This window comes from Komagataeibacter xylinus (assembly GCF_009834365.1).
Classification (GTDB): domain Bacteria; phylum Pseudomonadota; class Alphaproteobacteria; order Acetobacterales; family Acetobacteraceae; genus Komagataeibacter; species Komagataeibacter xylinus_D.
In genome coordinates this window covers 2606383-2624443 of the sequence record NZ_CP041348.1, presented here as the reverse complement: position 1 = coordinate 2624443, position 18061 = coordinate 2606383, and the positions used below count along the sequence as shown (strand labels likewise).

Sequence of the window (18061 nt, the reverse complement as noted above, 5' to 3'; positions counted from 1 at the left end):
GGCCAGATTGCACCCATGGCCAGAACAGCTCACCTTCCCGACCGCAGCGTGCTCAGCGTGACAGGCGCGGATCGCGTCTCTTTCCTGCAGGGGCTTGTCTCCAACGACATGACCACGGTTGCCCCCGGCCGGGCGGTCTGGACCGCATTCCTGTCCGCTCAGGGCAAATGGCTGGCGGATTTCTTTGTTTTTGCCGATCCCGAGGGCGAGCGCCTGCTGCTCGACTGCACGGCCAGCCAGGCCGATATGCTGCGCCAGCGCCTGTCGCGCTACCGCCTGCGCGCGCAGGTTGAGCTCGGCGAGACCGGCTACGCCGTGCACGCGGCCTGGGGCGAAGGCTTCACTGCGCCCGAAGGCTACCCCGCCGCCCCCGATCCGCGTGTGGCCGGGGCGGGCTGGCGCTTCCTGCTTGGTCACCCCATGCCTCACCCTACGGCGGATGACGTGGAGTACGACCGTCATCGCCTTGCCCTCGGCCTGCCCGATGGGCCGCGCGACTGCGAAAGTGACAGGACTTTGCTGCTCGAGGCCAATTTCGACCAGCTCAATGGCATTTCATGGACCAAGGGCTGCTACATGGGCCAGGAACTGACCGCGCGCACGCGCTACCGGGGACTGGTGCGCCGCCATCTCGTGCCCGTATCCGCCCGCCATGACCTCCCCGTGCCGGGCACGCCCATCATGGCGGGGGAAAAGACGGTGGGCGAGATGCGCTCCTCACGCGATGGCGCGGGGCTGGCCATGATTCGCAGCGAGCATCTGCACGATACGGGCCTTGTAGCGGCCGGCCACGCGGTGCAGGTGCATCTGCCGCAGTGGTTCAGCCTGCCCGCCAAGCCACAATAAGGCGCCCTGGCCGCCTGTCCTTTCACATTCCAGAGTCAATATCCATGTCCTACACGCCACCTGAACCGACCACGCGCGCCGCCATGATCGAGCGCGTCAAATTCAATGCCGATGGCCTGATTGCCGCCATTGCCCAACAGCATGACAGTGGCGAGGTGCTGATGCTGGCCTGGATGAATGCCGAGGCACTCGACGAGACCCTGCGCACGGGCCGCGTGTGCTACTTCTCACGCAGCCGTAACGGCCTGTGGCGCAAGGGCGAGACATCAGGCCAGGTGCAGACGCTGGTGGATGCGCGCCTCGATTGCGACCGCGATGCCGTGCTGCTGCTTGTCGACCAGAAGGGCGTTGCCTGCCACACCGGGCGGCGCAGCTGCTTCTATAACGCGCTGCGCCCCGAAGGGATCGTGGAGATCACGCAGCCCGAGGTCGCGGCTGAAACACTTTATGGCAAGGGCTGAACGGATCATGCAGGAAAACGAGGAAGAAAGACGCGAACAGATCAGCAAGCTGGTCTGGATCGGCATTACCGTGGTGGGCACGGTCCTCATGGGCTTTTTCATGCTGCGCAACGAAATGCATGCCCTGATATCGGAAAACGAACCCGCCTCCCCGCCTGCGGCAGCAACTGCGCCTGCTACGCCGGATCAGGCCGCGCCGGCGCAACCGCCTGCCCCGCCTCCAGCAGGTCAATAACCTCACGGGCCGCCGCATGGGCCGGGTTTTCGCCCGGGCCATGCAGGGCCGCGCGGATATGGGCAAACCCCGTGCGCTGCAACTCACGGCTGGCCGGATCTGCCAGCAGGCGCTCGACGGTGGCGGCCAGCAGTTCGGGCGTGCAGCGCTCCTGCAGCAGTTCGGGCACCAGCCTGTGACCTGCCAACAGGTTGACCATGGCTACGTACGGCACGCGGATCAACCGCCGCGCAATGGCTGCCGTCAGCGGATTGACGCGATAGGTCACGGCCATGGGCACGTTGGCCATGGTCAGTTCCAGCGTGGAGGTGCCTGATTTGGTCAGGGCGGCGGAGGCGGCGGCAAAGGCATCATGCTTGTCGTGCACATCGGTCACGATCAGGGGCCGCACCGGCCACCGGGCCACACCCGCGCGCACGATATCGGCAATAACGGGCGAGACCGGCACCACGGCCACGATATCGGGCCTGTTGCGCTGAACAAGGGCCAGCATGCGGCCAAATACCGGCAGCAGGCGCGGCGCCTCCGAGCGGCGGCTGCCAGGCATGAGCACGAGAATGGGCGCATCCGGCGCGATATTGTAACGCGCCCGGAACGCCGCAGCCGACCCCTCATCTGCCCCCGACTGCACGACCGGATGACCAACAAAACGCGCCTCGATGCCATGGCGGGCGAAGAATCCCGGCTCGAAGGGCAGCAGGCACAGCATGCGCTCCCACAGACCGGGAAATTTGCGCACCCTGTGCTCGCGCCATGCCCAGACCTGCGGAGCCACATAATGCAGGCGGGGAATGGAAAGCGGCGCGATCCGGCGCAGCAGGCGGAGGGTAAAGCCGGGGCTGTCGATGGTAATGACCAGCGCTGGCCTGCGCGCCGTAATATCCGCCACAGCCTGATCGAGCCTGCGCGAGAGGTGGCGGAGGCGCGGCAGCACCTCAAGCAGACCCATCACCGCAAGGTCACGCAGCGGAAAAAGCGACTGCAGCCCCTGCGCCTGCATGCGCTCCCCCCCGATGCCCGCAAAATGCAGGTCAGGCCGCAACTGGTGCAGCGCGCTCATGAGGCGGCTGCCGAGCACGTCGCCACTGGCTTCTCCCGCCATGATCCATATGGTCGGGCCGGAGGAGAGATGGCCCGCAGGCGCAGGGGAGGATGAAGGCTTGGTCATGCCAGACCGGCTTATCGTGTCGGGACAAAAGGCGCAAATGGCAGTGGCAAAAATATCTGCCCCCTGCCCCATGCTGGCTCTGACCATTTCAGACCGCTGCCTTTTTTACAAAGACAGCCTTTGTCTGAAGCTTTTTGAAAAAAGCTTTACCAAAAAGATTTTCTGCCCGTTTACGGGGTCTTGAGCAGGTTTGTTATGCTGGAGCGGATATCATCGGGCAGCGGCACGTAGTTCAGCATCACCGCCGCCTCGCTGCCATGCGCCATGCTCCAGGTAAAGAATTCCCGCACCGCCCGACCCTGCGGCGTATCGGTGCGGTCGGTTGGAATGAGCACATAGGTCGCGGCCATGATGGGCCATGCCCCCGGGCCATCACCATCAAGCACATCGGCGGAATGACTGGCATCATTTGACCAGTGGGCGGTGGTCACGGCCTGACGGAAGCTTTCATCATCCGCTGCCACCACATCACCATGGTGATTGCGCAGCCGGGCGATGGGCATGTGATTGCCTGCCGCATAGGCGTATTCAAGGTAACCGATGCTGCCCTCGGTGTTGCGCACGGCGGCGGCAATGCCGTCATTGCCACGCGCGCCCTCGCCTACCGGCCATTCAATCGAGGTACCACTACCCTGCTCATGCGCCCAGTGCTCCGAGACACGGGCAAGATAGGACGTAAACACGAAGGTCGTGCCCGACCCGTCGGCCCGGCGCACCGGGGCCACGGGCATGGCGGGCAGGCTCAGGCCCGGGTTTTCGGCGGCAATGCGCGGGTCGTTCCACATGCTGATTTCGCCGCCATAGATATCGGCCAGCAGTGGGCCGGTCAGCCGCAACTGGCTGGCATCAACACCAGGCAGGTTCACCACCGGCACGATGGCGCCGAGCACGGTGGGGAACTGAACCAGCCCGTTCTGCTGTAACTGGGCTACAGTCATGGGCGCATCAGAAGCCCCGAAATCCACCGTGCGGGCCTTGACCTGGTTCTGCCCCGCGCCCGAGCCGATGGTCTGGTAATTGAGGCGGATATCGGTGGCCTTTGCCACACCAGCTCCCCACGCGCCATAAATCGGCGCGCCAAAGCTGGAGCCAGCGCCCGTTATGTCGGTGGCCCAGGCAGGCAGGCTGGCCATGGTCAGCAAGACCGCCAGCCCCATGCTCGAGGCGCGCCGCATGCCCCGCCCCTGCGGCTTAACCCCGCAGGACGGCATTGCAGCTTTTATGCGCGGCGGCCACCACCCGTTCACACACAGCCTCGATCTCCGCATCGGTCAGGGTTCCGTCCATCGGCTGCAGGGTTATCTCGATGCCCAGCGATTTGTGACCCGCCGGGACCTTGTCGCCCTCATACACATCAAACAGGCTGACGGCCACGATCAGGTTGCGTTCCGCGCCCTTTACGGCCTTGAGCAGTTTTTCTGCCGGCACGTCCGCACTCACCACAAACGCAAAATCACGCTTGAGCGGCTGGAAGGCCGAGAGTGCGGGCGGTCCCCTGCGCCTGCGCTTGGGCTCGGGCACCGCATCGGGGTAGAGCGTGAACGCACACACCGGCACATCAATGCCACGCGCGGCCAGCAGGGCGGGATGCAACTGCCCGAAATGGCCCAGCACCAACTTCGGCCCCTGCCGGATCACGCCCGAGCGGCCCGGATGGTAGTAGGCAGGCGCATCGGCGCTCAGACTCAGCCCTTCCATCGCAGCACCCATCACCGAGAGCCCGGCCAGCGCATCGGCCTTGACCTGCCACAGGTCAACAGGCCGTGCCGGCTGACCGGGCTGGCGGGCGGAATGACCACTGCGGATACCGGCTGCAACCTGTTTCTGGCCATCGGCATCAAAGCCGGGACCAACCTCGAACAGCCCGATATCAGGATAGCCCCGCGCCGCATTGGCCTTTATCGCGGCCAGCAGGTTGACCAGCGGGGTCGGGCGCATCTGGTCCAGATCAGCCGCAATGGGGTTGAGCAGATGCAGATCGCCGGGGGTTTCGCCAAACTGTGCCGCCTGTTCCTGCGCCACGAAGGAGAAGCCGACCGTCTCGAGCAGTCCACGCGCGGCAAGCGTGCGGCGCAGGCTGGCGGTGCGGGCCTGCCGGGGGGTCAGGGCTGGCAGCGGCACGGCGCTGTGCACCGGCAGCGACACGGCGGGCACACTATCAAGCCCGCGCAGGCGCAGTACTTCCTCGATCAGGTCCACTTCGGGGTTGATCGCCACAGCCCCTTCCGCCGCAGCTCTGGCGCGCGCTTCGGGCAGGTCGGGCTTCTGGTCGAGCAGCATGGGCATTGCAATGTCGTTGCGCCAGGAGGGCACATCCACCACCACGTGGCGGGCGTCGCACGCGCGCACCTCAAAGCCCAGCCCCTCAAGCAGGTGCACGGCGTGATCGGGTTCTTCCAACAGGCCACCAAGGGTTTCAAGCCGGGCGAATTCCAGATGCGCCTGCCGCTGCCATGCGGGCTCGGCCCCGGCGGAGACCACGTTATCAGCCACGCCGCCACACAGTTCGATGATCATGCGCGTCGCGGCCTCAAGGGCCACGGGCGGCAGGGCCTGATCCACGCCCCGCTCAAAGCGCTGGCGGGCATCGGAATGCAGGTTGTGCCGCCGCCCGGACAGCGCAATGGCCACGGGGTCGAACAGCGCGCATTCCACGAACACGGTGGTCGTATCATCACTCACGCCGCTTTCCGCCCCGCCCATGATACCCGCAAGCGACAGCACGCCGCTGCTGTCGGCAATCACGCAGTCATCGGGGGTCATGACGTGTTCGCTGCCATCAAGCGCTGTAAAGCTCTCGCCCGCGCCCCGGCAGATAGTCAGTTCACCGCCACGGATTTTATCGGCATCGAACACATGCAGCGGGCGGCCAAGGTCATGGGTGAAGAAATTGGTGATATCGACCAGCGCCGAGATCGGGCGCAGGCCGATCGATTCCAGCCTGCGACGCAGCCATGCCGGGCTGGGGCCATTTTTCACGCCACGGATGGTGCGTCCGAGCACCCACGGGCAGGCCTCGGGGTAGGTGATGCGCCAGTTGATGCTGCTCTCGCCCTGCCCCTCCACGGTCTCGACCAGCCACGGCTTCAGCCTGCCCAGTCCTGCTGCCGCCAGATCACGCGCGACACCACGCACGGCCAGCGCATCGCCCCGGTTGGGGGTGATGGCGATATCGATCACGGGATCGTCCAGCCTGGCAAACAGCGGGTAGGACTGGCCGGGCGCCGTGCCCTCGGGCAGTTCGGCAATGCCGTCATGGTCTTCGCCAAGGCCGAGCTCACGCAGCGAGCACAGCATGCCGCCACTGGCCTCGCCCCGCAGTTTGCCTGCCTTGATGGTAATGCCGGAAGCAGGAATATGCGTGCCCGGCGGCGCGAAGATGACATGCAGCCCCGCACGCGCATTGGGCGCGCCGCACACGACCTGCACGCGCTCGAACCCCTCGCCCGCATCGACCTGGCACACGCGCAGGCGGTCTGCATTGGGGTGCTGCACGGCCTCGATGATGCGCGCGGTGCGGAACGACGCCAGCGCCGCACCGGGGTCTTCCACGCCTTCCACCTCAAGGCCGATGGTGTTCAGCGTGGCGGTGATCTCTTCCAGCGTCGCTGTGGTCTCAAGGTGTTCGCGCAGCCAGGACAGGGAGAACTTCATCGATCACAGACCTTCGTGCAGCAGGGCGGGAGACAGGGGGCTGGTGCCGTAATGGCGCAGCCAGCGGACATCGCTTTCATAGAACGAGCGCAGGTCGGGGATGCCATGGCGCAGCATGGTCAGCCGCTCGATGCCCATGCCAAAGGCAAAGCCCTGCCACTCACGCGCATCAAGCCCGCAATTGGCCAGCACGCGGGGGTGGACCATGCCCGCGCCGAGCACTTCCAGCCAGTCATCGCCCGCGCCGATCTGGCCCGTCCTGCGTGACCAGCCGATGTCGATTTCCATCGATGGCTCGGTGAACGGAAAGTAGGAGGCACGGAAACGCACCGGCAGGTCCGGCATCTGGAAGAATGCGCGCAGGAAGTCCGACAGGCAGCCCTTGAGGTGGCCGAGCGTGATCCCCTTCTCGATCACCAGCCCCTCGCACTGGTGGAACATGGGCGAATGCGTGGCATCATGGTCGGCGCGGTAGGTGCGGCCGGGGGCGATGATGCGGATGGGCGGCTCCTGGCCCAGCATGGTGCGGATCTGCACGCCCGATGTCTGGGTGCGCAGCACGCGCTCGGGCTGGCCCTCGGCCTCGGGCGGCAGGTAGAACGTGTCCTGATCGGTCCGGGCGGGGTGATGGGCGGGAGTGTTGAGCGCCGAGAAGTTGTGCCAGTCGCTCTCGATATCCGGGCCTTCAGCAATCTGGAAGCCCATGGACCCGAAGATGGCGGCCATTTCCTCGATGGTGCGGGTGATGGGGTGCAGCAGGCCCTCAGCCTCGGGCACGCCGGGCAGCGTAACATCCACGCGCTCGGCAGCAAGGCGGGCATTGAGTGCCGCCGCCTCGAGTTCCTGGCCACGCGCCTCGATCAGACGGGTCAGGTCATCACGCAGGCGGTTGAGTGCGGCACCACGGGCGCGCCGCGCGTCAGGCGTCATGCGCCCAAGCTGCTTGAGCAGCGCGGTCAGCGTGCCCGACTTGCCCAGCGTGCCCACGCGCACGGCGTCCCACGCGCGCTGGTCGGTCGCGGCAGCGAGTGCCTGAACTGTCTGTTCCCTCAGGGTTTCGAGATCGTCACTCATAGCACCTCGCACAGGCTCTCAAATCAGGCGGGCTGGCAAGGGACATCAGTCTGGCCACCAGACCCGGCGCGTGTCTGCGCCCGCAACCACAAGGGCGCGCGGGCATCGTATAAAACAAAACGGGCCGCCCCTGCGGACGACCCGTTTCGTGGACCTGTCGCCACACGGGCGGAAACAGGAATCAGGCCAGAGCGGCCTGCGCCTTCTTCACGATCTCGGCAAAGGTTGCCGCGTCGTCATAGGCGATGGCGGCGAGAACCTTGCGGTCGATCTCGATGCCAGCCTTGTCCAGGCCGTTGATGAAGCGGCTGTAGGTCAGACCATGCTCGCGCACCGCAGCGTTGATACGCTGGATCCACAGAGCGCGGAACTCACGCTTCTTGTTGCGGCGATCGCGGTAGGCATACTGGAGTGACTTTTCCAGACGTTCCAGCGCGATGCGGTAATTGGTGGAGGAACGACCCCGGAAGCCCTTGGAAGCTGCCAGAACCTTCTTGTGACGGGCGAGCGTCGTTACGCCGCGTTTTACACGTGCCATATCTCAGGTGCTCCTTATGCCAGGCCGTAGGGGGCCCACTGCTTTACAGTGCGGCCATCCATTTCCGTCAGCACCTGCGAACCACGGTTCGTGCGCTTCATCTTCTGCGAGCGGTTGATCAGGCCGTGGCGCTTGTTGCCGGGTCCTGCCAGCACCTTGCCGGTGGCGGTGATCTTGAACCGCTTCTTGACCGATGACTTGGTCTTCATCTTGGGCATTTGCTTCTCCTTAAAGGTTAAAGGCTGCGCCCTGCCCTGTTACAGGCAATGACGCCATTGCGGCCGGGCATGCCCTACAGGCCCGGACGCGCGAACAGGCAGGCTATAGACAACCTGACAGGCCCGATCAACCCCCTTGATGGCCCGCGCCGTGCTTTCCCCTGCCCGCCCCATGCTGTAGGAGGAAAAAGCACCATAATAACCGGGAGGAAAAACAAAATGACCCAACGCGTAGCCTACGTAACCGGCGGCAGCCGCGGCATTGGCGCGGGCATTGCCAGGGCACTGGCAAAGGACGGGTATGACATTGCCATCTCCTACGCCCGCAACGAGAAGGCCGCCGAGGAAACCGTGGCCGAAATCCGCGCCATGGGCCGCCGCGCCATGGCCATCTGCTGCGATGGCGAAGGCAATGGCAACCGTGCCGCAATCCAGCAGGTGGTGCGTGATCTCGGCCGCATCGATGCACTGGTGTGCAACGCTGGCGTCTACCCCCATGGCGACGTGAGCGAGATGACCGACGCTCAGGTCGATGCCGTGCTGGGCCTGAACGTGCGCGCTGTCATGATCGAGGCCATCGAGGCCTCGCGCCACATGAGCAAGGGCGGCCGCATCATCCTGATCGGCTCGGCCTTTGCCGATCGCTCTCCCTTCCCCGGCATTTCGCTCTATTCGGCCTCCAAGGCGGCGCTGAACGGGTTTGCCCGGGGTGCGGCGCGCGATCTCGGACCGCGCGGCATCACCATCAACGTGGTCCAGCCCGGCCCGATCGATACCGACATGAACCCTGCCACCGGGCCTGCCGCCGACCTGCTGCGCAGCTTCATGTGCCACAAGGAATACGGGCAGGTGAGCGACATCGCCACCGTGGTCTCGTTCCTTGCCAGCCCGCAGGCCAGCTTCATTACCGGCTCGGCGCTGACAACAGATGGCGGCATCACGGCCTGAACGGCGCCTGAAGGTCCGGGCGGCACGACCACGCCGCCCGGCTCCACGAAGCATGCATCGGCTCATGAAGCCATTCCCTGTGGCATGATCAGCCATTCGCGCCCACAGCACCGCAAAACCGTATCCGGACGGGATGGAACGTGGCATTGATGCCCGCCTGCGTCCGATCGGGAATTTTCATGCCAGACCCAACGCTTTCCCCTGCCCCGAATGCTGCCAGCACGCGGCTTTCGTTCCGTAATGACAATATATACGTAAAATGGTGCTGCCTGCTTGCCCTGTCGGTTGCCTTTACCGTGCCGCTACATGCCCTGCACCTGCCCGCTGCCATCCTGATCGGGCCGATGTTTGCCGCCGTCGTGCTGGCGGTCAATGAGGTTCACCTCCCCATTCCCGGCTGCGCCTTTCTGCTGGCGCAGGGCATTGTAGGATGCATGATCGCGCGCAGCCTGCAGCTCAGCATCTTTGCCAAGGTCATGGGCGAAGGGCCGCTTTTTCTGGGCGGGGTCATGTGCGTGATCGTGCTGTGCACCCTGATCGGCTTCTGTCTGGCACGATGGAAGGTTCTGCCCGGCAGCACGGCCCTGTGGGGTGCCTCGCCGGGTGCCGCCACGGTCATGACGTTGATGTCGCAGGCTTATGGCGCGGATATGCGGCTTGTCGCCTTCATGCAGTATTTCCGCGCCGCCGCCGTTGCCATAGCGGCGACCACCATGGCGCGCAGCACGACCCCGGTCACGGCTGACGGCGCAGATGCGTTCTGGGCCATGCCTGCATCCGCGCCAGCCTTTGGCGTGACGATTGGCGTCATCGTGGCCGGTGTCTGCCTGGCTCATATATTACGGCTGTCAGCCGGTGCGCTCATGCTGCCGCTTATTCTTGCAACCGGGCTGCAGGATGCGGGGCTGCTCTCGATCGACCTGCCACCATGGTTTCTCGCTGCCGGTTACGCGGTGCTGGGCTGGGGCATCGGCCTGCGCTTTACGCGCACCACGCTGCATTATGCCGCCCGCGCGTTTCCTTACATCCTGATGGCCATCGCGCTGATGATTGCAGGCTGCGGGGTCATGGCGCTCGCGCTGGTCCGTTTCAGGCATGTCTCGCTGCTGACCGCCTATCTGGCGACCAGCCCGGGGGGCGAGGATACGGTGGCCATCATCGCGGCCACCACGCCGGGCGTTGACGTGCCGTTTGTCATGGCCATGCAGACTGTGCGCTTCGTGCTCGTGCTGTTTACCGGCCCGCTGCTTGCCCGCGTGCTCAGCCGATGGGTGGAACGGTAGCGCAAACACAAAAAAACAGCCCTGCCTGAAGCAGACTGTGAATAACGGCCAGTTTTAAAGGGAAGTTTGGCTGGGGGACCTGGATTCGAACCAGGGCTGACCGGGTCAGAGCCGGTAGTTCTACCGCTAAACTATCCCCCAGCAAGGAGAGAGCGGCGCGATGCGCTGCGGTGATCAGGCATATACCCGCCTGCTTTGGGGCGTGCAACCCCCTGCCGCACATTTTTATAAACTTTTCTCTTTTGTCTTGCGTTTTGCGCAGAACACTTAACACAATAGGTAATACCTTGGCCGTAAAACGGGTTTGGGATGAACATGGTCCAGCAGCCGCACAGTGCACAGATACGCCCGCAGGCAGGGATTGCCCCTTTCCCGCCCGCCATGCACCGCCGCTCCATGCGCGCGCCGCTTTATGCCGCCATTGACCTTGGCACCCATAACTGCCGCCTGCTCGTTGCCCGCGCGGGCGAACACGGCCTGCGCGTGATCGACAGCTTCAGCCGCGCCGTGCGCCTTGGTGAAGGGCTGCACCATTCCGGCCAACTCGCCGATGCCGCCATGGAGCGTACCCTCGCCGCCCTTCGGGCCTGCGTGGCACGCATGGGGCTGTATGACCTGCACGGCCACCGCGCCATCGCCACCGAGGCCTGCAGGCGGGCGGCCAATGGCATGGAATTCATCGGCCGAGTACTGCACGAGACCGGGCTCGACATATCCGTCATTTCCGCGCGGGAGGAAGCTGAACTCGCACTCGCGGCCTGCACCTCGCTGCTGCAGGGCGGCCAGCCGGGCACCAGCCGCGGACTATTGTTCGATATTGGCGGTGGCTCGACCGAGATCGCCTGGGCGCGCATTGACCGCGAGGCCCGGCGGCATGACCTTTCGGGCTATGTCAGCCTGCCGGTGGGCATCATGACCCTGGCCGAGCGCCATGGCGCCGATATCTTTACCGATCGGGGCTATCACGGCGTCGTATCCGAAATCAGTGACGTGCTGCGCGGCTTTGATGACGTGCACTGCATTGCGCGTGAAATCGCGCGCCAGAATGTCATGCTGCTGGGCACCAGCGGCACCGTGACCACGCTGGCCAGCCTTGCCCTGGGCCAGGACCGTTACGACCGGGCCAGCATTGATGGCTCCGCCCTGTCCGTGCCCCGCGCCCTGAGCATGATCGACACCCTGCGCACGGGCGGGCTCGAGGGGCTGGTGCGCAACCCCATCATCGGGGCGGAGCGCGCGCGCTACATCCTGCCGGGCTGCGCCATATTCGAGGCCATCGTCACCACATGGCCCATGCCGGAAGTGACCGTGGCCGACCGGGGATTGCGCGACGGCCTGCTTTTACGCATGATTGGCGACCGCAGGCGACAGGCGGCCCCAGCCACCGCGCCGCCTTCCTTTTCCCTGTACAATCGTTTGGAGCACCAGGTCAGTCCCTGACCGCGTCCCGCCATGAAGCAGCGTTCCACTACCCGCATTCCGGGCAAGGCCCGTACCAGCAGTCTCACCCCCGGCACGGGTGACAGCGCGGCCGACGGGCAGGCCGCCCAGACCAACCGCACCAAGACCGTAACCGTAAAGAAAGCGCGCGGGCGCACGACCGCCCAGCACCGCTGGCTGCAGCGCCAGCTCAACGACCCCTACGTGCAGGCCGCCCAGAAGCAGGGCTGGCGCTCACGCGCGGCCTTCAAGCTGATCGAACTCGATGACCGTTTTCACCTGATCACGCCTGGCACGCGCATCGTCGATCTTGGCGCAGCACCTGGCGGCTGGACGCAGGTCGCAGTCAAGCGGGGTGCGGCCAGGGTGGTGGGCGTCGACCTGCTGCCGGTCGATCCGGTGCCGGGCGCCACCATCATCGAAGGGGATTTCAACGACCCCGACATGCCGGACCGCCTGACGGAGCTGCTCGGCGGCCGAGCCAACGTGGTCATGTCCGACATGGCGCCCAACACAACGGGCCATGCGCCGACCGATCACCTGCGCATCATTGGCCTTGCCGAACTCGCGCTGGATTTCGCAACGCGCATTCTCGCCCCCGGCGGCGCGTTCGTAGCCAAGGTGTTCCAGGGCGGGTCGGAAAAACAGATGCTCGCTGAACTCAAACGCCTGTTCACGCAGGTGCGCCACGCCAAGCCGCCAGCAAGCCGCAAGGAATCCAGCGAGCTTTATGTAGTCGCCACCGGCTTTCGTGGGCTTGATGGCGAAGGGGAAGGCTGAAACCACCCTCCCCCGCCGGGCCTTCATGCCGTGTGGTGATCATCCCACAGCCATGCAGCGCCCCGCACGCCAGAGCTGTCGCCATGTTTGTTGCGCACGATCGGCGTGGTGCAGTTGGGGGTGATGACATAGCGCCGCATGAGGCGGGGCACGCGGTCATAGATCGAATCAAGGTTCGACACGCCGCCACCAAGCACAATGATGTCGGGGTCCATGAAGTTGATGGCCATGGCGCAGGCGCGGGCCATGCGGTCCATGTAGCGGTCGAGTGCGCCGATGGCGGTCAGGTCGCCAGCCTCGGCCTCCTGCTCGATATTGGCGGCACTGCGGTGGCCGGGGCCTTTCCAGTCCTGTGCAAGCGCCGAGCCGCTGAGAAAGCGCTCCATGCACCCTTCATTGCCGCAGAAGCATTTGGGCATGGGAAATTCCTCAATGCGCGGCCAGGGCAGCGGCACATGCCCCCATTCGCCTGCAATGTGGTTATGGCCGATCAACAGCTTCTGATCGACCACGATGCCAGCGCCCATGCCGGTGCCGATAATCACGCCAAACACGCTGTGATGGCCCGCCCCCGCACCATCAATCGCCTCGGACAGCGCAAAGCAGTTCGCATCGTTCTCGATGCGCACCGCACGACCCAGCGCCGTCGTCATGTCAACGATCAGGGGCTGGTTGTTGAGCCATGTGGCATTGGCGTTCTTGATCACGCCCGTATCGGGACTGATGGAGCCGGGAATGCCGATTCCAACCGTGCCGGTGCCCCCGAGCTCCTGATCAACACCCCGGATCAGGTCGCACATGGCCTCAATGGCTGCAGGATAGTTGCCAGGATTGGCAATACGGCGACGCAGCAGCTCGGCACCATCCATGCCGAGGGCGGTTATTTCGATCTTGGTACCGCCAAAATCAATTCCAGTACGATAGTCGGCCATCCGGAGTCTTTCTTTCATCATGTTTTATCAGTGGCGCATTTGCTTTTATGATCGTACCTGCACGCAACATCAAACCCTGATGCAAGGGCATAGCTGCCAACCACCAAGGAGGCATGGCCACCCATGAGTGAAATCCTGCTAGACGCGCGCGGCCTGACCTGCCCCCTGCCCGTGCTCAAGGCCAACCGCATGCTGCGCGGACTCCCTCCCGGCGCGCGGCTGCGCGTGATCGCGACCGACCGGGCCTCGGTTGCGGATTTTCAGGCTTTCTGCCGCGAAACAGGCCATGCCCTCATCGCTTTTGGCGAGGAAGGCGGCACGCTTTCCTTCGTCATCCGCCGCAGGCCCGAGGCAACGCCCGGACCCGCCGCGTCACCGGCCTCGGCCTAGACTCCAAAATGCCGTAAAACGCGTTGTCCCCTTGGCAGGAGGGCCTTCAAGGATGTAATGCCTCCGCCAGCCCCGTTATTGCAGGAAGTGCCGCGCCCACATGACCGATGACCTGACCAACCTTTCCTTCGAGGAGGCTCTGGCCGAACTTGAAGCCATCGTGCGCCAGCTTGAGGTCGGCCAGCTGCGGCTGGAAGACGCGATCACCGCCTATGAGCGTGGCGCCGCCCTGCGGCAGTACTGTCAGAAGAAACTGGACGAGGCCGAGGCCCGCGTTCAGGCGATTGTCCAGCGTGCCGATGGTGCGCTGGAAGCGAAACCAATGGATTGATGCACCAGATGAGCCAAACAACAGCACCCTCGTCCCAAACAGACGGAACGGATCGCATGGTCCGTCTGCGTGCATCCATGTCCGCGCGCGCCACCGCCATCGAGGCGATGATCGACCGCCTGCTCCCGCGCGTGGAAGGCGGCGAGGCCCGCCTGATCGATGCCATGCGCTATGCCACCCTGGGCGGTGGCAAGCGCCTGCGTGGTTACCTGGTGGCCGAAGTGGCCAGCCTGTTCAAGGCCGGCACTGACGCGGCTGACCGTGTCGCGGCCTCGGTCGAGATGCTGCATGCCTACTCACTGGTGCATGACGACCTGCCCGCCATGGATGATGATGACCTGCGCCGGGGCCAGCCTTCCACCCACCGCAAGTTTGATGAGGCCACCGCCATCCTCGCCGGCGACGCGCTGCAGACCATGTCGTTCGACATCCTTGCCAATCCGCTGACGCATGCCTCAGCCGAAGTGCGCATCAACCTCGTGCGCGCGCTGGCCGATGCCTCTGGCGCTGCCGGCATGGTGGGCGGCCAGATGATCGACATGGAAGGCGAAGGCCGCGCCCTTTCGCTTGAGGAAGTCGCCCGCCTGCATGCGCTGAAAACCGGCTGCCTGATCCGTTATGCCGCCGAGGCCGGAGCCATCCTTGGCCAGGCCAGCGATGACGTGCGCAGGCGCATCTCGGCCTATGGCCGCGACCTTGGCGCTGCCTTCCAGATTGCCGATGACGTGCTCGACGCCACCGCCAGCGCCGAGGAACTCGGCAAGACCGCAGGCAAGGACGAGGCAGCGGGCAAGTCCACCTATGTCGCCCTGCTCGGCGTTGAAGGGGCCGCGCGCGAGGCGCGGCGCGTGGCCGAACAGGCTGAATCCCATATCGACATCTTCGGGCCCGAGGCGGATCGCCTGCGCGACCTGGTGCATTACGTGGTCGAGCGCAGGAACTGATCGACATGAGCGAGAGCAACACGTCCTCCACCATCCCTACCCTTGGGCGCTACGCCCAGCTTGACCGGGTGCAGTGGCCGCACGACATGCGCAACCTCTCGGTCGAGCAGCTCAAGCAGCTTGCGGAGGAACTGCGGTCGGAAACGATCGATACCGTGTCCACCACCGGCGGCCATCTTGGCGCGTCGCTCGGCGTGGTTGAACTCACGGTCGCACTCCATGCCGTGTTCGACACGCCCGCCGACCGCGTGATCTGGGATGTGGGCCACCAGACCTACCCCCACAAGATCCTGACCGGGCGGCGCGAGCGCATCCGCACCCTGCGCCAGCCGGGCGGGCTTTCGGGCTTTACGCGCCGCAGCGAGAGCGAATACGACCCGTTTGGCGCGGCCCACTCCTCCACCTCCATTTCCGCCGGCCTCGGCATGGCCGTCGCCCACCACCTGCGCGCGGAGGAAGACCCCTCCTACCGTGAACGCAACGTGATTGCGGTGATCGGCGATGGCTCGATCTCGGCGGGCATGGCGTATGAGGCGATGAACAACGCCTCGCATTGCGGCCCGGGTGCAGAGCGCCTGATCGTGGTGCTCAACGACAACGAGATGTCGATCGCACCCCCCGTGGGTGCCATGTCGAGCTACCTGTCGCGGCTGATGTCCTCGCGCAAGTTCCTGAGTTTGCGTGAACTCGCCGCCAAGATGGCCAAGCGCCTGCCCGGCCGGCTCGAGCGCACGGCCAAGAAGGCCGATGAATACGCGCGCGGCATCATGACCGGCGGCACGCTGTTCGAGGAACTCGGCTTCTATTATGTCGGCCCCGTTGATGGGCATGACATGAACCAGCTCGTCCACATCCTGCGCAACCTGCGTGATGCCGAGGATGTCGGCCCCGTGCTGCTGCATGTCATCACCGAGAAGGGCCATGGCTACAGCCCGGCCGAATCGGCGGGTGACAAGTATCACGCCGTCTCCAAGTTCAATGTGGTCACCGGCGAGCAGAAGAAAGGCCCGTCCGGCCCGCCGAGCTACACTTCGGTGTTTGCGAAAGAACTCGTCCGCCAGGCGGCGACTGACGACAAAATCGTCACCATCACTGCCGCCATGCCGTCGGGCACCGGGCTCGACAAGTTCGCCAGGGCCTATCCCGACCGCTTCTTTGATGTCGGCATTGCCGAGCAGCATGCCGTGACCTTTGCTGCCGGCATGGCGACCGAAGGGCTGCGCCCGTTCTGCGCCATCTATTCCACCTTCCTGCAGCGCGCCTATGATCAGGTGATGCATGACGTGGTGCTGCAGAAGCTGCCGGTGCGCTTCGCCATCGACCGTGCGGGGCTGGTCGGCGCCGATGGCGCGACCCATGCCGGTGCGTTCGACATCGCCTATCTGGGCTGCCTGCCCGGCATCACGCTCATGGCGCCAAGCGACGAGCTTGAACTGCTGAACATGACCGCGACCTCGATCGCGTTTGACGAAGGCCCGGTTGGCCTGCGCTACCCGCGCGGTGCGGGGCTGGGGCTGGACCTGCCGGCGGCGGGCCAGATCATCGAGATCGGGCGCGGGCGAATCGTGCGTGAAATGGCGCGCCAGTCCGGCCCCGAGCAGGGCGGCATCGCCATCCTCTCGCTCGGGCCAAGGCTGGCCGATGCGCTGAAGGCCGCTGACATGCTGGCCGCCCAGGGGCTGGCCCCCACCGTGGCCGATGCCCGCTTCGCCAAGCCGCTCGATACCGCGCTGATCGAGCAGCTGGCGCGCAACCATGCGGTGCTGATCACCATCGAGGAAGGCTCGGTTGGCGGATTTGCAAGCTTTGTCATGACGCATCTGGCCAAAACCGGCCTGCTCGACCGCGTGCGCTTCCGCCCCATGACCCTGCCTGACCGCTTCATCGACCATAACAGCCAGGAGGCCCAGTACCATGAGGCCGGGCTGGATGCGCCCGCCATCGTGGCAACCGCGCTCTCCGCCCTTGGCGTGCCGCAGTCACGGCAGATGGCCTGAGCAGCGGGCCGGTCGGGGTAGCACCGCTCATGGCAAAACGACGCGTTGACCAGATGCTGGTGGACCGGGGGCTGGTGGAAAGCCGCACCCGGGCGCAGGCGCTTATCATGGCGGGGCTGGTCTATACATCTGACCGGCGCATTGCCAAGGCGGGCGACCAGTTGCCCGAAGATGCGCCACTTGCGCTCAAGGGGCAGGACCACCCGTGGGTCTCGCGCGGGGGGATCAAGCTGGCGCACGGGCTGGAACATTTCGGCCTCTCGCCTGCGGGGCTGACCTGCCTTGACGTAGGCGCCTCGACCGGCGGCTTTACTGATGTGCTGCTGCATGAAGGGGCCAAAAAGGTCTATGCGGTCGATGTTGGCCATGGCCAACTGGCATGGAAGCTGCGCAGCAACACCGAGCAGGTCGTGGTGCTGGAAAAATGCAATGCCCGCGCGCTTGATGCCACGATCATCCCCGACCCGATTGATGCGCTGGTGTGCGATGCCAGCTTCATTGGCCTGCGCACGGTGCTGCCGGCAGGGCTTGACCTGTGCGTGCCCGGCGCCTGGGCCATCGCGCTGATCAAGCCGCAGTTCGAGGCCGGGCGCGATGCGGTCGGCCCCAAGGGCGTGGTGCGCGACCCGGCGGTGCATGAGGCCGTGTGCGCGATGATACGCGACTGGTGGGCAGACCTGCCGGGCTGGCGCGTGCTAGGCATTGATGCCAGCCCCATTACCGGGCCGGAAGGCAACCGGGAATTCCTGATCGCGGCCCGCAAGGACAGCTGATCGGCAGTCGCATCCACGACCCCGGCTGTGATACACAGACCTGAAGAGC

The 18061-nt window shown here is 65.1% G+C and carries 20 protein-coding genes and 1 tRNA gene; 13 read left to right on the top strand and 8 right to left on the bottom strand.

Annotated features, from left to right (window positions below):
• Positions 1 to 15: 15 nt before the first annotated feature.
• Genes ygfZ through FMA36_RS12555 form a run of 3 tightly spaced genes read left to right on the top strand, consistent with a single transcriptional unit; the run spans position 16 to position 1542 of the window.
• A complete protein-coding gene (ygfZ, locus tag FMA36_RS12565; protein ID WP_159262689.1) occupies positions 16 to 846 on the top strand; it encodes a CAF17-like 4Fe-4S cluster assembly/insertion protein YgfZ in 831 nt (276 codons plus the stop codon).
• Positions 847 to 890: 44 nt separating this feature from the next.
• On the top strand, positions 891 to 1307 hold the full coding sequence (hisI, locus tag FMA36_RS12560) for a phosphoribosyl-AMP cyclohydrolase (RefSeq protein WP_159262687.1): 417 nt from the start codon (positions 891 to 893) through the stop codon (positions 1305 to 1307).
• A 7-nt stretch (positions 1308 to 1314) separates the two neighbouring features.
• Complete coding sequence (locus tag FMA36_RS12555) at positions 1315 to 1542, top strand: hypothetical protein (RefSeq protein ID WP_240906351.1); 228 nt, start codon at positions 1315 to 1317, stop codon at positions 1540 to 1542.
• On the opposite strand, the gene lpxB is transcribed toward FMA36_RS12555, so the two are convergent.
• Positions 1484 to 2710, bottom strand: a complete 1227-nt coding sequence (gene lpxB / locus FMA36_RS12550; RefSeq protein WP_159262684.1) for a lipid-A-disaccharide synthase — start codon at positions 2708 to 2710, stop codon at positions 1484 to 1486. The genes FMA36_RS12555 and lpxB overlap by 59 nt on opposite strands.
• Between lpxB and FMA36_RS12545 the strand changes: the two genes are divergently transcribed.
• Positions 2709 to 2894 carry a hypothetical protein gene (locus FMA36_RS12545; protein WP_159262682.1) on the top strand — a complete coding sequence of 62 codons (186 nt, stop codon included), beginning with the start codon at positions 2709 to 2711 and terminating at the stop codon, positions 2892 to 2894. The genes lpxB and FMA36_RS12545 overlap by 2 nt on opposite strands.
• Here FMA36_RS12545 and pstS read toward each other — a convergent pair.
• From pstS to rpmI, 5 genes are all read right to left on the bottom strand, one after another.
• Positions 2881 to 3921, bottom strand: coding sequence for a phosphate ABC transporter substrate-binding protein PstS (gene pstS, locus FMA36_RS12540; RefSeq protein ID WP_159262680.1), 1041 nt, complete (start codon positions 3919 to 3921; stop codon positions 2881 to 2883). The genes FMA36_RS12545 and pstS overlap by 14 nt on opposite strands.
• Positions 3902 to 6364: a phenylalanine--tRNA ligase subunit beta gene (gene pheT / locus FMA36_RS12535; RefSeq protein WP_159262678.1), complete on the bottom strand. Its 2463-nt coding sequence runs from the start codon at positions 6362 to 6364 to the stop codon at positions 3902 to 3904. Before pheT ends, pstS begins: the two co-directional genes overlap by 20 nt.
• Before the next feature lie 3 nt (positions 6365 to 6367).
• Positions 6368 to 7438, bottom strand: a complete 1071-nt coding sequence (gene pheS, locus FMA36_RS12530; protein WP_159262676.1) for a phenylalanine--tRNA ligase subunit alpha — start codon at positions 7436 to 7438, stop codon at positions 6368 to 6370.
• A gap of 181 nt (positions 7439 to 7619) precedes the next feature.
• Positions 7620 to 7976: a 50S ribosomal protein L20 gene (gene rplT, locus FMA36_RS12525; RefSeq protein ID WP_014104634.1), complete on the bottom strand. Its 357-nt coding sequence runs from the start codon at positions 7974 to 7976 to the stop codon at positions 7620 to 7622.
• A gap of 14 nt (positions 7977 to 7990) precedes the next feature.
• Positions 7991 to 8194, bottom strand: coding sequence for a 50S ribosomal protein L35 (rpmI, locus tag FMA36_RS12520; RefSeq protein WP_007400447.1), 204 nt, complete (start codon positions 8192 to 8194; stop codon positions 7991 to 7993).
• A gap of 219 nt (positions 8195 to 8413) precedes the next feature.
• Here rpmI and FMA36_RS12515 point away from each other — a divergent pair, with 219 nt between their 5' ends.
• On the top strand, positions 8414 to 9142 hold the full coding sequence (locus tag FMA36_RS12515; RefSeq protein WP_159262674.1) for an SDR family NAD(P)-dependent oxidoreductase: 729 nt from the start codon (positions 8414 to 8416) through the stop codon (positions 9140 to 9142).
• 179 nt (positions 9143 to 9321) lie between these two features.
• Complete coding sequence (locus tag FMA36_RS12510; RefSeq protein ID WP_159262672.1) at positions 9322 to 10425, top strand: AbrB family transcriptional regulator; 1104 nt, start codon at positions 9322 to 9324, stop codon at positions 10423 to 10425.
• Between the two features lie 67 nt (positions 10426 to 10492).
• On the opposite strand, the gene FMA36_RS12505 is transcribed toward FMA36_RS12510, so the two are convergent.
• Positions 10493 to 10566, bottom strand: a tRNA-Gln gene (locus tag FMA36_RS12505).
• Between the two features lie 168 nt (positions 10567 to 10734).
• Between FMA36_RS12505 and FMA36_RS12500 the strand changes: the two genes are divergently transcribed.
• Positions 10735 to 11865, top strand: coding sequence for a Ppx/GppA phosphatase family protein (locus tag FMA36_RS12500; RefSeq protein ID WP_159262671.1), 1131 nt, complete (start codon positions 10735 to 10737; stop codon positions 11863 to 11865).
• Between the two features lie 12 nt (positions 11866 to 11877).
• Positions 11878 to 12645, top strand: a complete 768-nt coding sequence (locus FMA36_RS12495) for an RlmE family RNA methyltransferase (protein ID WP_159262669.1) — start codon at positions 11878 to 11880, stop codon at positions 12643 to 12645.
• Between the two features lie 23 nt (positions 12646 to 12668).
• On the opposite strand, the gene FMA36_RS12490 is transcribed toward FMA36_RS12495, so the two are convergent.
• Entirely contained in the window at positions 12669 to 13577 is a 909-nt protein-coding gene (locus tag FMA36_RS12490; RefSeq protein WP_159262667.1) for an ROK family protein, read from the bottom strand.
• Between the two features lie 123 nt (positions 13578 to 13700).
• Here FMA36_RS12490 and FMA36_RS12485 point away from each other — a divergent pair, with 123 nt between their 5' ends.
• From FMA36_RS12485 to FMA36_RS12465, 5 genes are all read left to right on the top strand, one after another.
• A complete protein-coding gene (locus tag FMA36_RS12485; protein WP_159262665.1) occupies positions 13701 to 13967 on the top strand; it encodes a sulfurtransferase TusA family protein in 267 nt (88 codons plus the stop codon).
• A 100-nt stretch (positions 13968 to 14067) separates the two neighbouring features.
• Positions 14068 to 14298 carry an exodeoxyribonuclease VII small subunit gene (locus FMA36_RS12480; protein ID WP_061271667.1) on the top strand — a complete coding sequence of 77 codons (231 nt, stop codon included), beginning with the start codon at positions 14068 to 14070 and terminating at the stop codon, positions 14296 to 14298.
• Between the two features lie 56 nt (positions 14299 to 14354).
• Positions 14355 to 15242 (top strand): polyprenyl synthetase family protein, encoded by an 888-nt coding sequence (locus tag FMA36_RS12475; RefSeq protein ID WP_159262664.1) that lies wholly within the window; start codon positions 14355 to 14357, stop codon positions 15240 to 15242.
• Positions 15243 to 15247: 5 nt separating this feature from the next.
• Complete coding sequence (dxs, locus tag FMA36_RS12470; RefSeq protein WP_159262662.1) at positions 15248 to 17239, top strand: 1-deoxy-D-xylulose-5-phosphate synthase; 1992 nt, start codon at positions 15248 to 15250, stop codon at positions 17237 to 17239.
• A 29-nt stretch (positions 17240 to 17268) separates the two neighbouring features.
• Entirely contained in the window at positions 17269 to 18012 is a 744-nt protein-coding gene (locus FMA36_RS12465) for a TlyA family RNA methyltransferase (RefSeq protein ID WP_159262660.1), read from the top strand.
• Positions 18013 to 18061: the final 49 nt, after the last annotated feature.

Bases quoted from the DNA above. Each gene is read 5' to 3' on its own strand.
- rpmI (WP_007400447.1), bottom strand. From the start codon at position 8,194: ATGCCCAAGATGAAGACCAAGTCATCGGTCAAGAAGCGGTTCAAGATC.
- FMA36_RS12555 (WP_240906351.1), top strand. From the start codon at position 1,315: ATGCAGGAAAACGAGGAAGAAAGACGCGAACAGATCAGCAAGCTGGTC.
- FMA36_RS12495 (WP_159262669.1), top strand. From the start codon at position 11,878: ATGAAGCAGCGTTCCACTACCCGCATTCCGGGCAAGGCCCGTACCAGC.
- FMA36_RS12475 (WP_159262664.1), top strand. From the start codon at position 14,355: ATGGTCCGTCTGCGTGCATCCATGTCCGCGCGCGCCACCGCCATCGAG.
- FMA36_RS12490 (WP_159262667.1), bottom strand. From the start codon at position 13,577: ATGGCCGACTATCGTACTGGAATTGATTTTGGCGGTACCAAGATCGAA.
- ygfZ (WP_159262689.1), top strand. From the start codon at position 16: ATGGCCAGAACAGCTCACCTTCCCGACCGCAGCGTGCTCAGCGTGACA.
- FMA36_RS12465 (WP_159262660.1), top strand. From the start codon at position 17,269: ATGGCAAAACGACGCGTTGACCAGATGCTGGTGGACCGGGGGCTGGTG.
- FMA36_RS12510 (WP_159262672.1), top strand. From the start codon at position 9,322: ATGCCAGACCCAACGCTTTCCCCTGCCCCGAATGCTGCCAGCACGCGG.
- pheT (WP_159262678.1), bottom strand. From the start codon at position 6,364: ATGAAGTTCTCCCTGTCCTGGCTGCGCGAACACCTTGAGACCACAGCG.
- FMA36_RS12480 (WP_061271667.1), top strand. From the start codon at position 14,068: ATGACCGATGACCTGACCAACCTTTCCTTCGAGGAGGCTCTGGCCGAA.
- pheS (WP_159262676.1), bottom strand. From the start codon at position 7,438: ATGAGTGACGATCTCGAAACCCTGAGGGAACAGACAGTTCAGGCACTC.
- hisI (WP_159262687.1), top strand. From the start codon at position 891: ATGTCCTACACGCCACCTGAACCGACCACGCGCGCCGCCATGATCGAG.
- FMA36_RS12515 (WP_159262674.1), top strand. From the start codon at position 8,414: ATGACCCAACGCGTAGCCTACGTAACCGGCGGCAGCCGCGGCATTGGC.
- rplT (WP_014104634.1), bottom strand. From the start codon at position 7,976: ATGGCACGTGTAAAACGCGGCGTAACGACGCTCGCCCGTCACAAGAAG.
- FMA36_RS12485 (WP_159262665.1), top strand. From the start codon at position 13,701: ATGAGTGAAATCCTGCTAGACGCGCGCGGCCTGACCTGCCCCCTGCCC.
- FMA36_RS12545 (WP_159262682.1), top strand. From the start codon at position 2,709: ATGCCAGACCGGCTTATCGTGTCGGGACAAAAGGCGCAAATGGCAGTG.
- pstS (WP_159262680.1), bottom strand. From the start codon at position 3,921: ATGCCGTCCTGCGGGGTTAAGCCGCAGGGGCGGGGCATGCGGCGCGCC.
- FMA36_RS12500 (WP_159262671.1), top strand. From the start codon at position 10,735: ATGAACATGGTCCAGCAGCCGCACAGTGCACAGATACGCCCGCAGGCA.
- dxs (WP_159262662.1), top strand. From the start codon at position 15,248: ATGAGCGAGAGCAACACGTCCTCCACCATCCCTACCCTTGGGCGCTAC.
- lpxB (WP_159262684.1), bottom strand. From the start codon at position 2,710: ATGACCAAGCCTTCATCCTCCCCTGCGCCTGCGGGCCATCTCTCCTCC.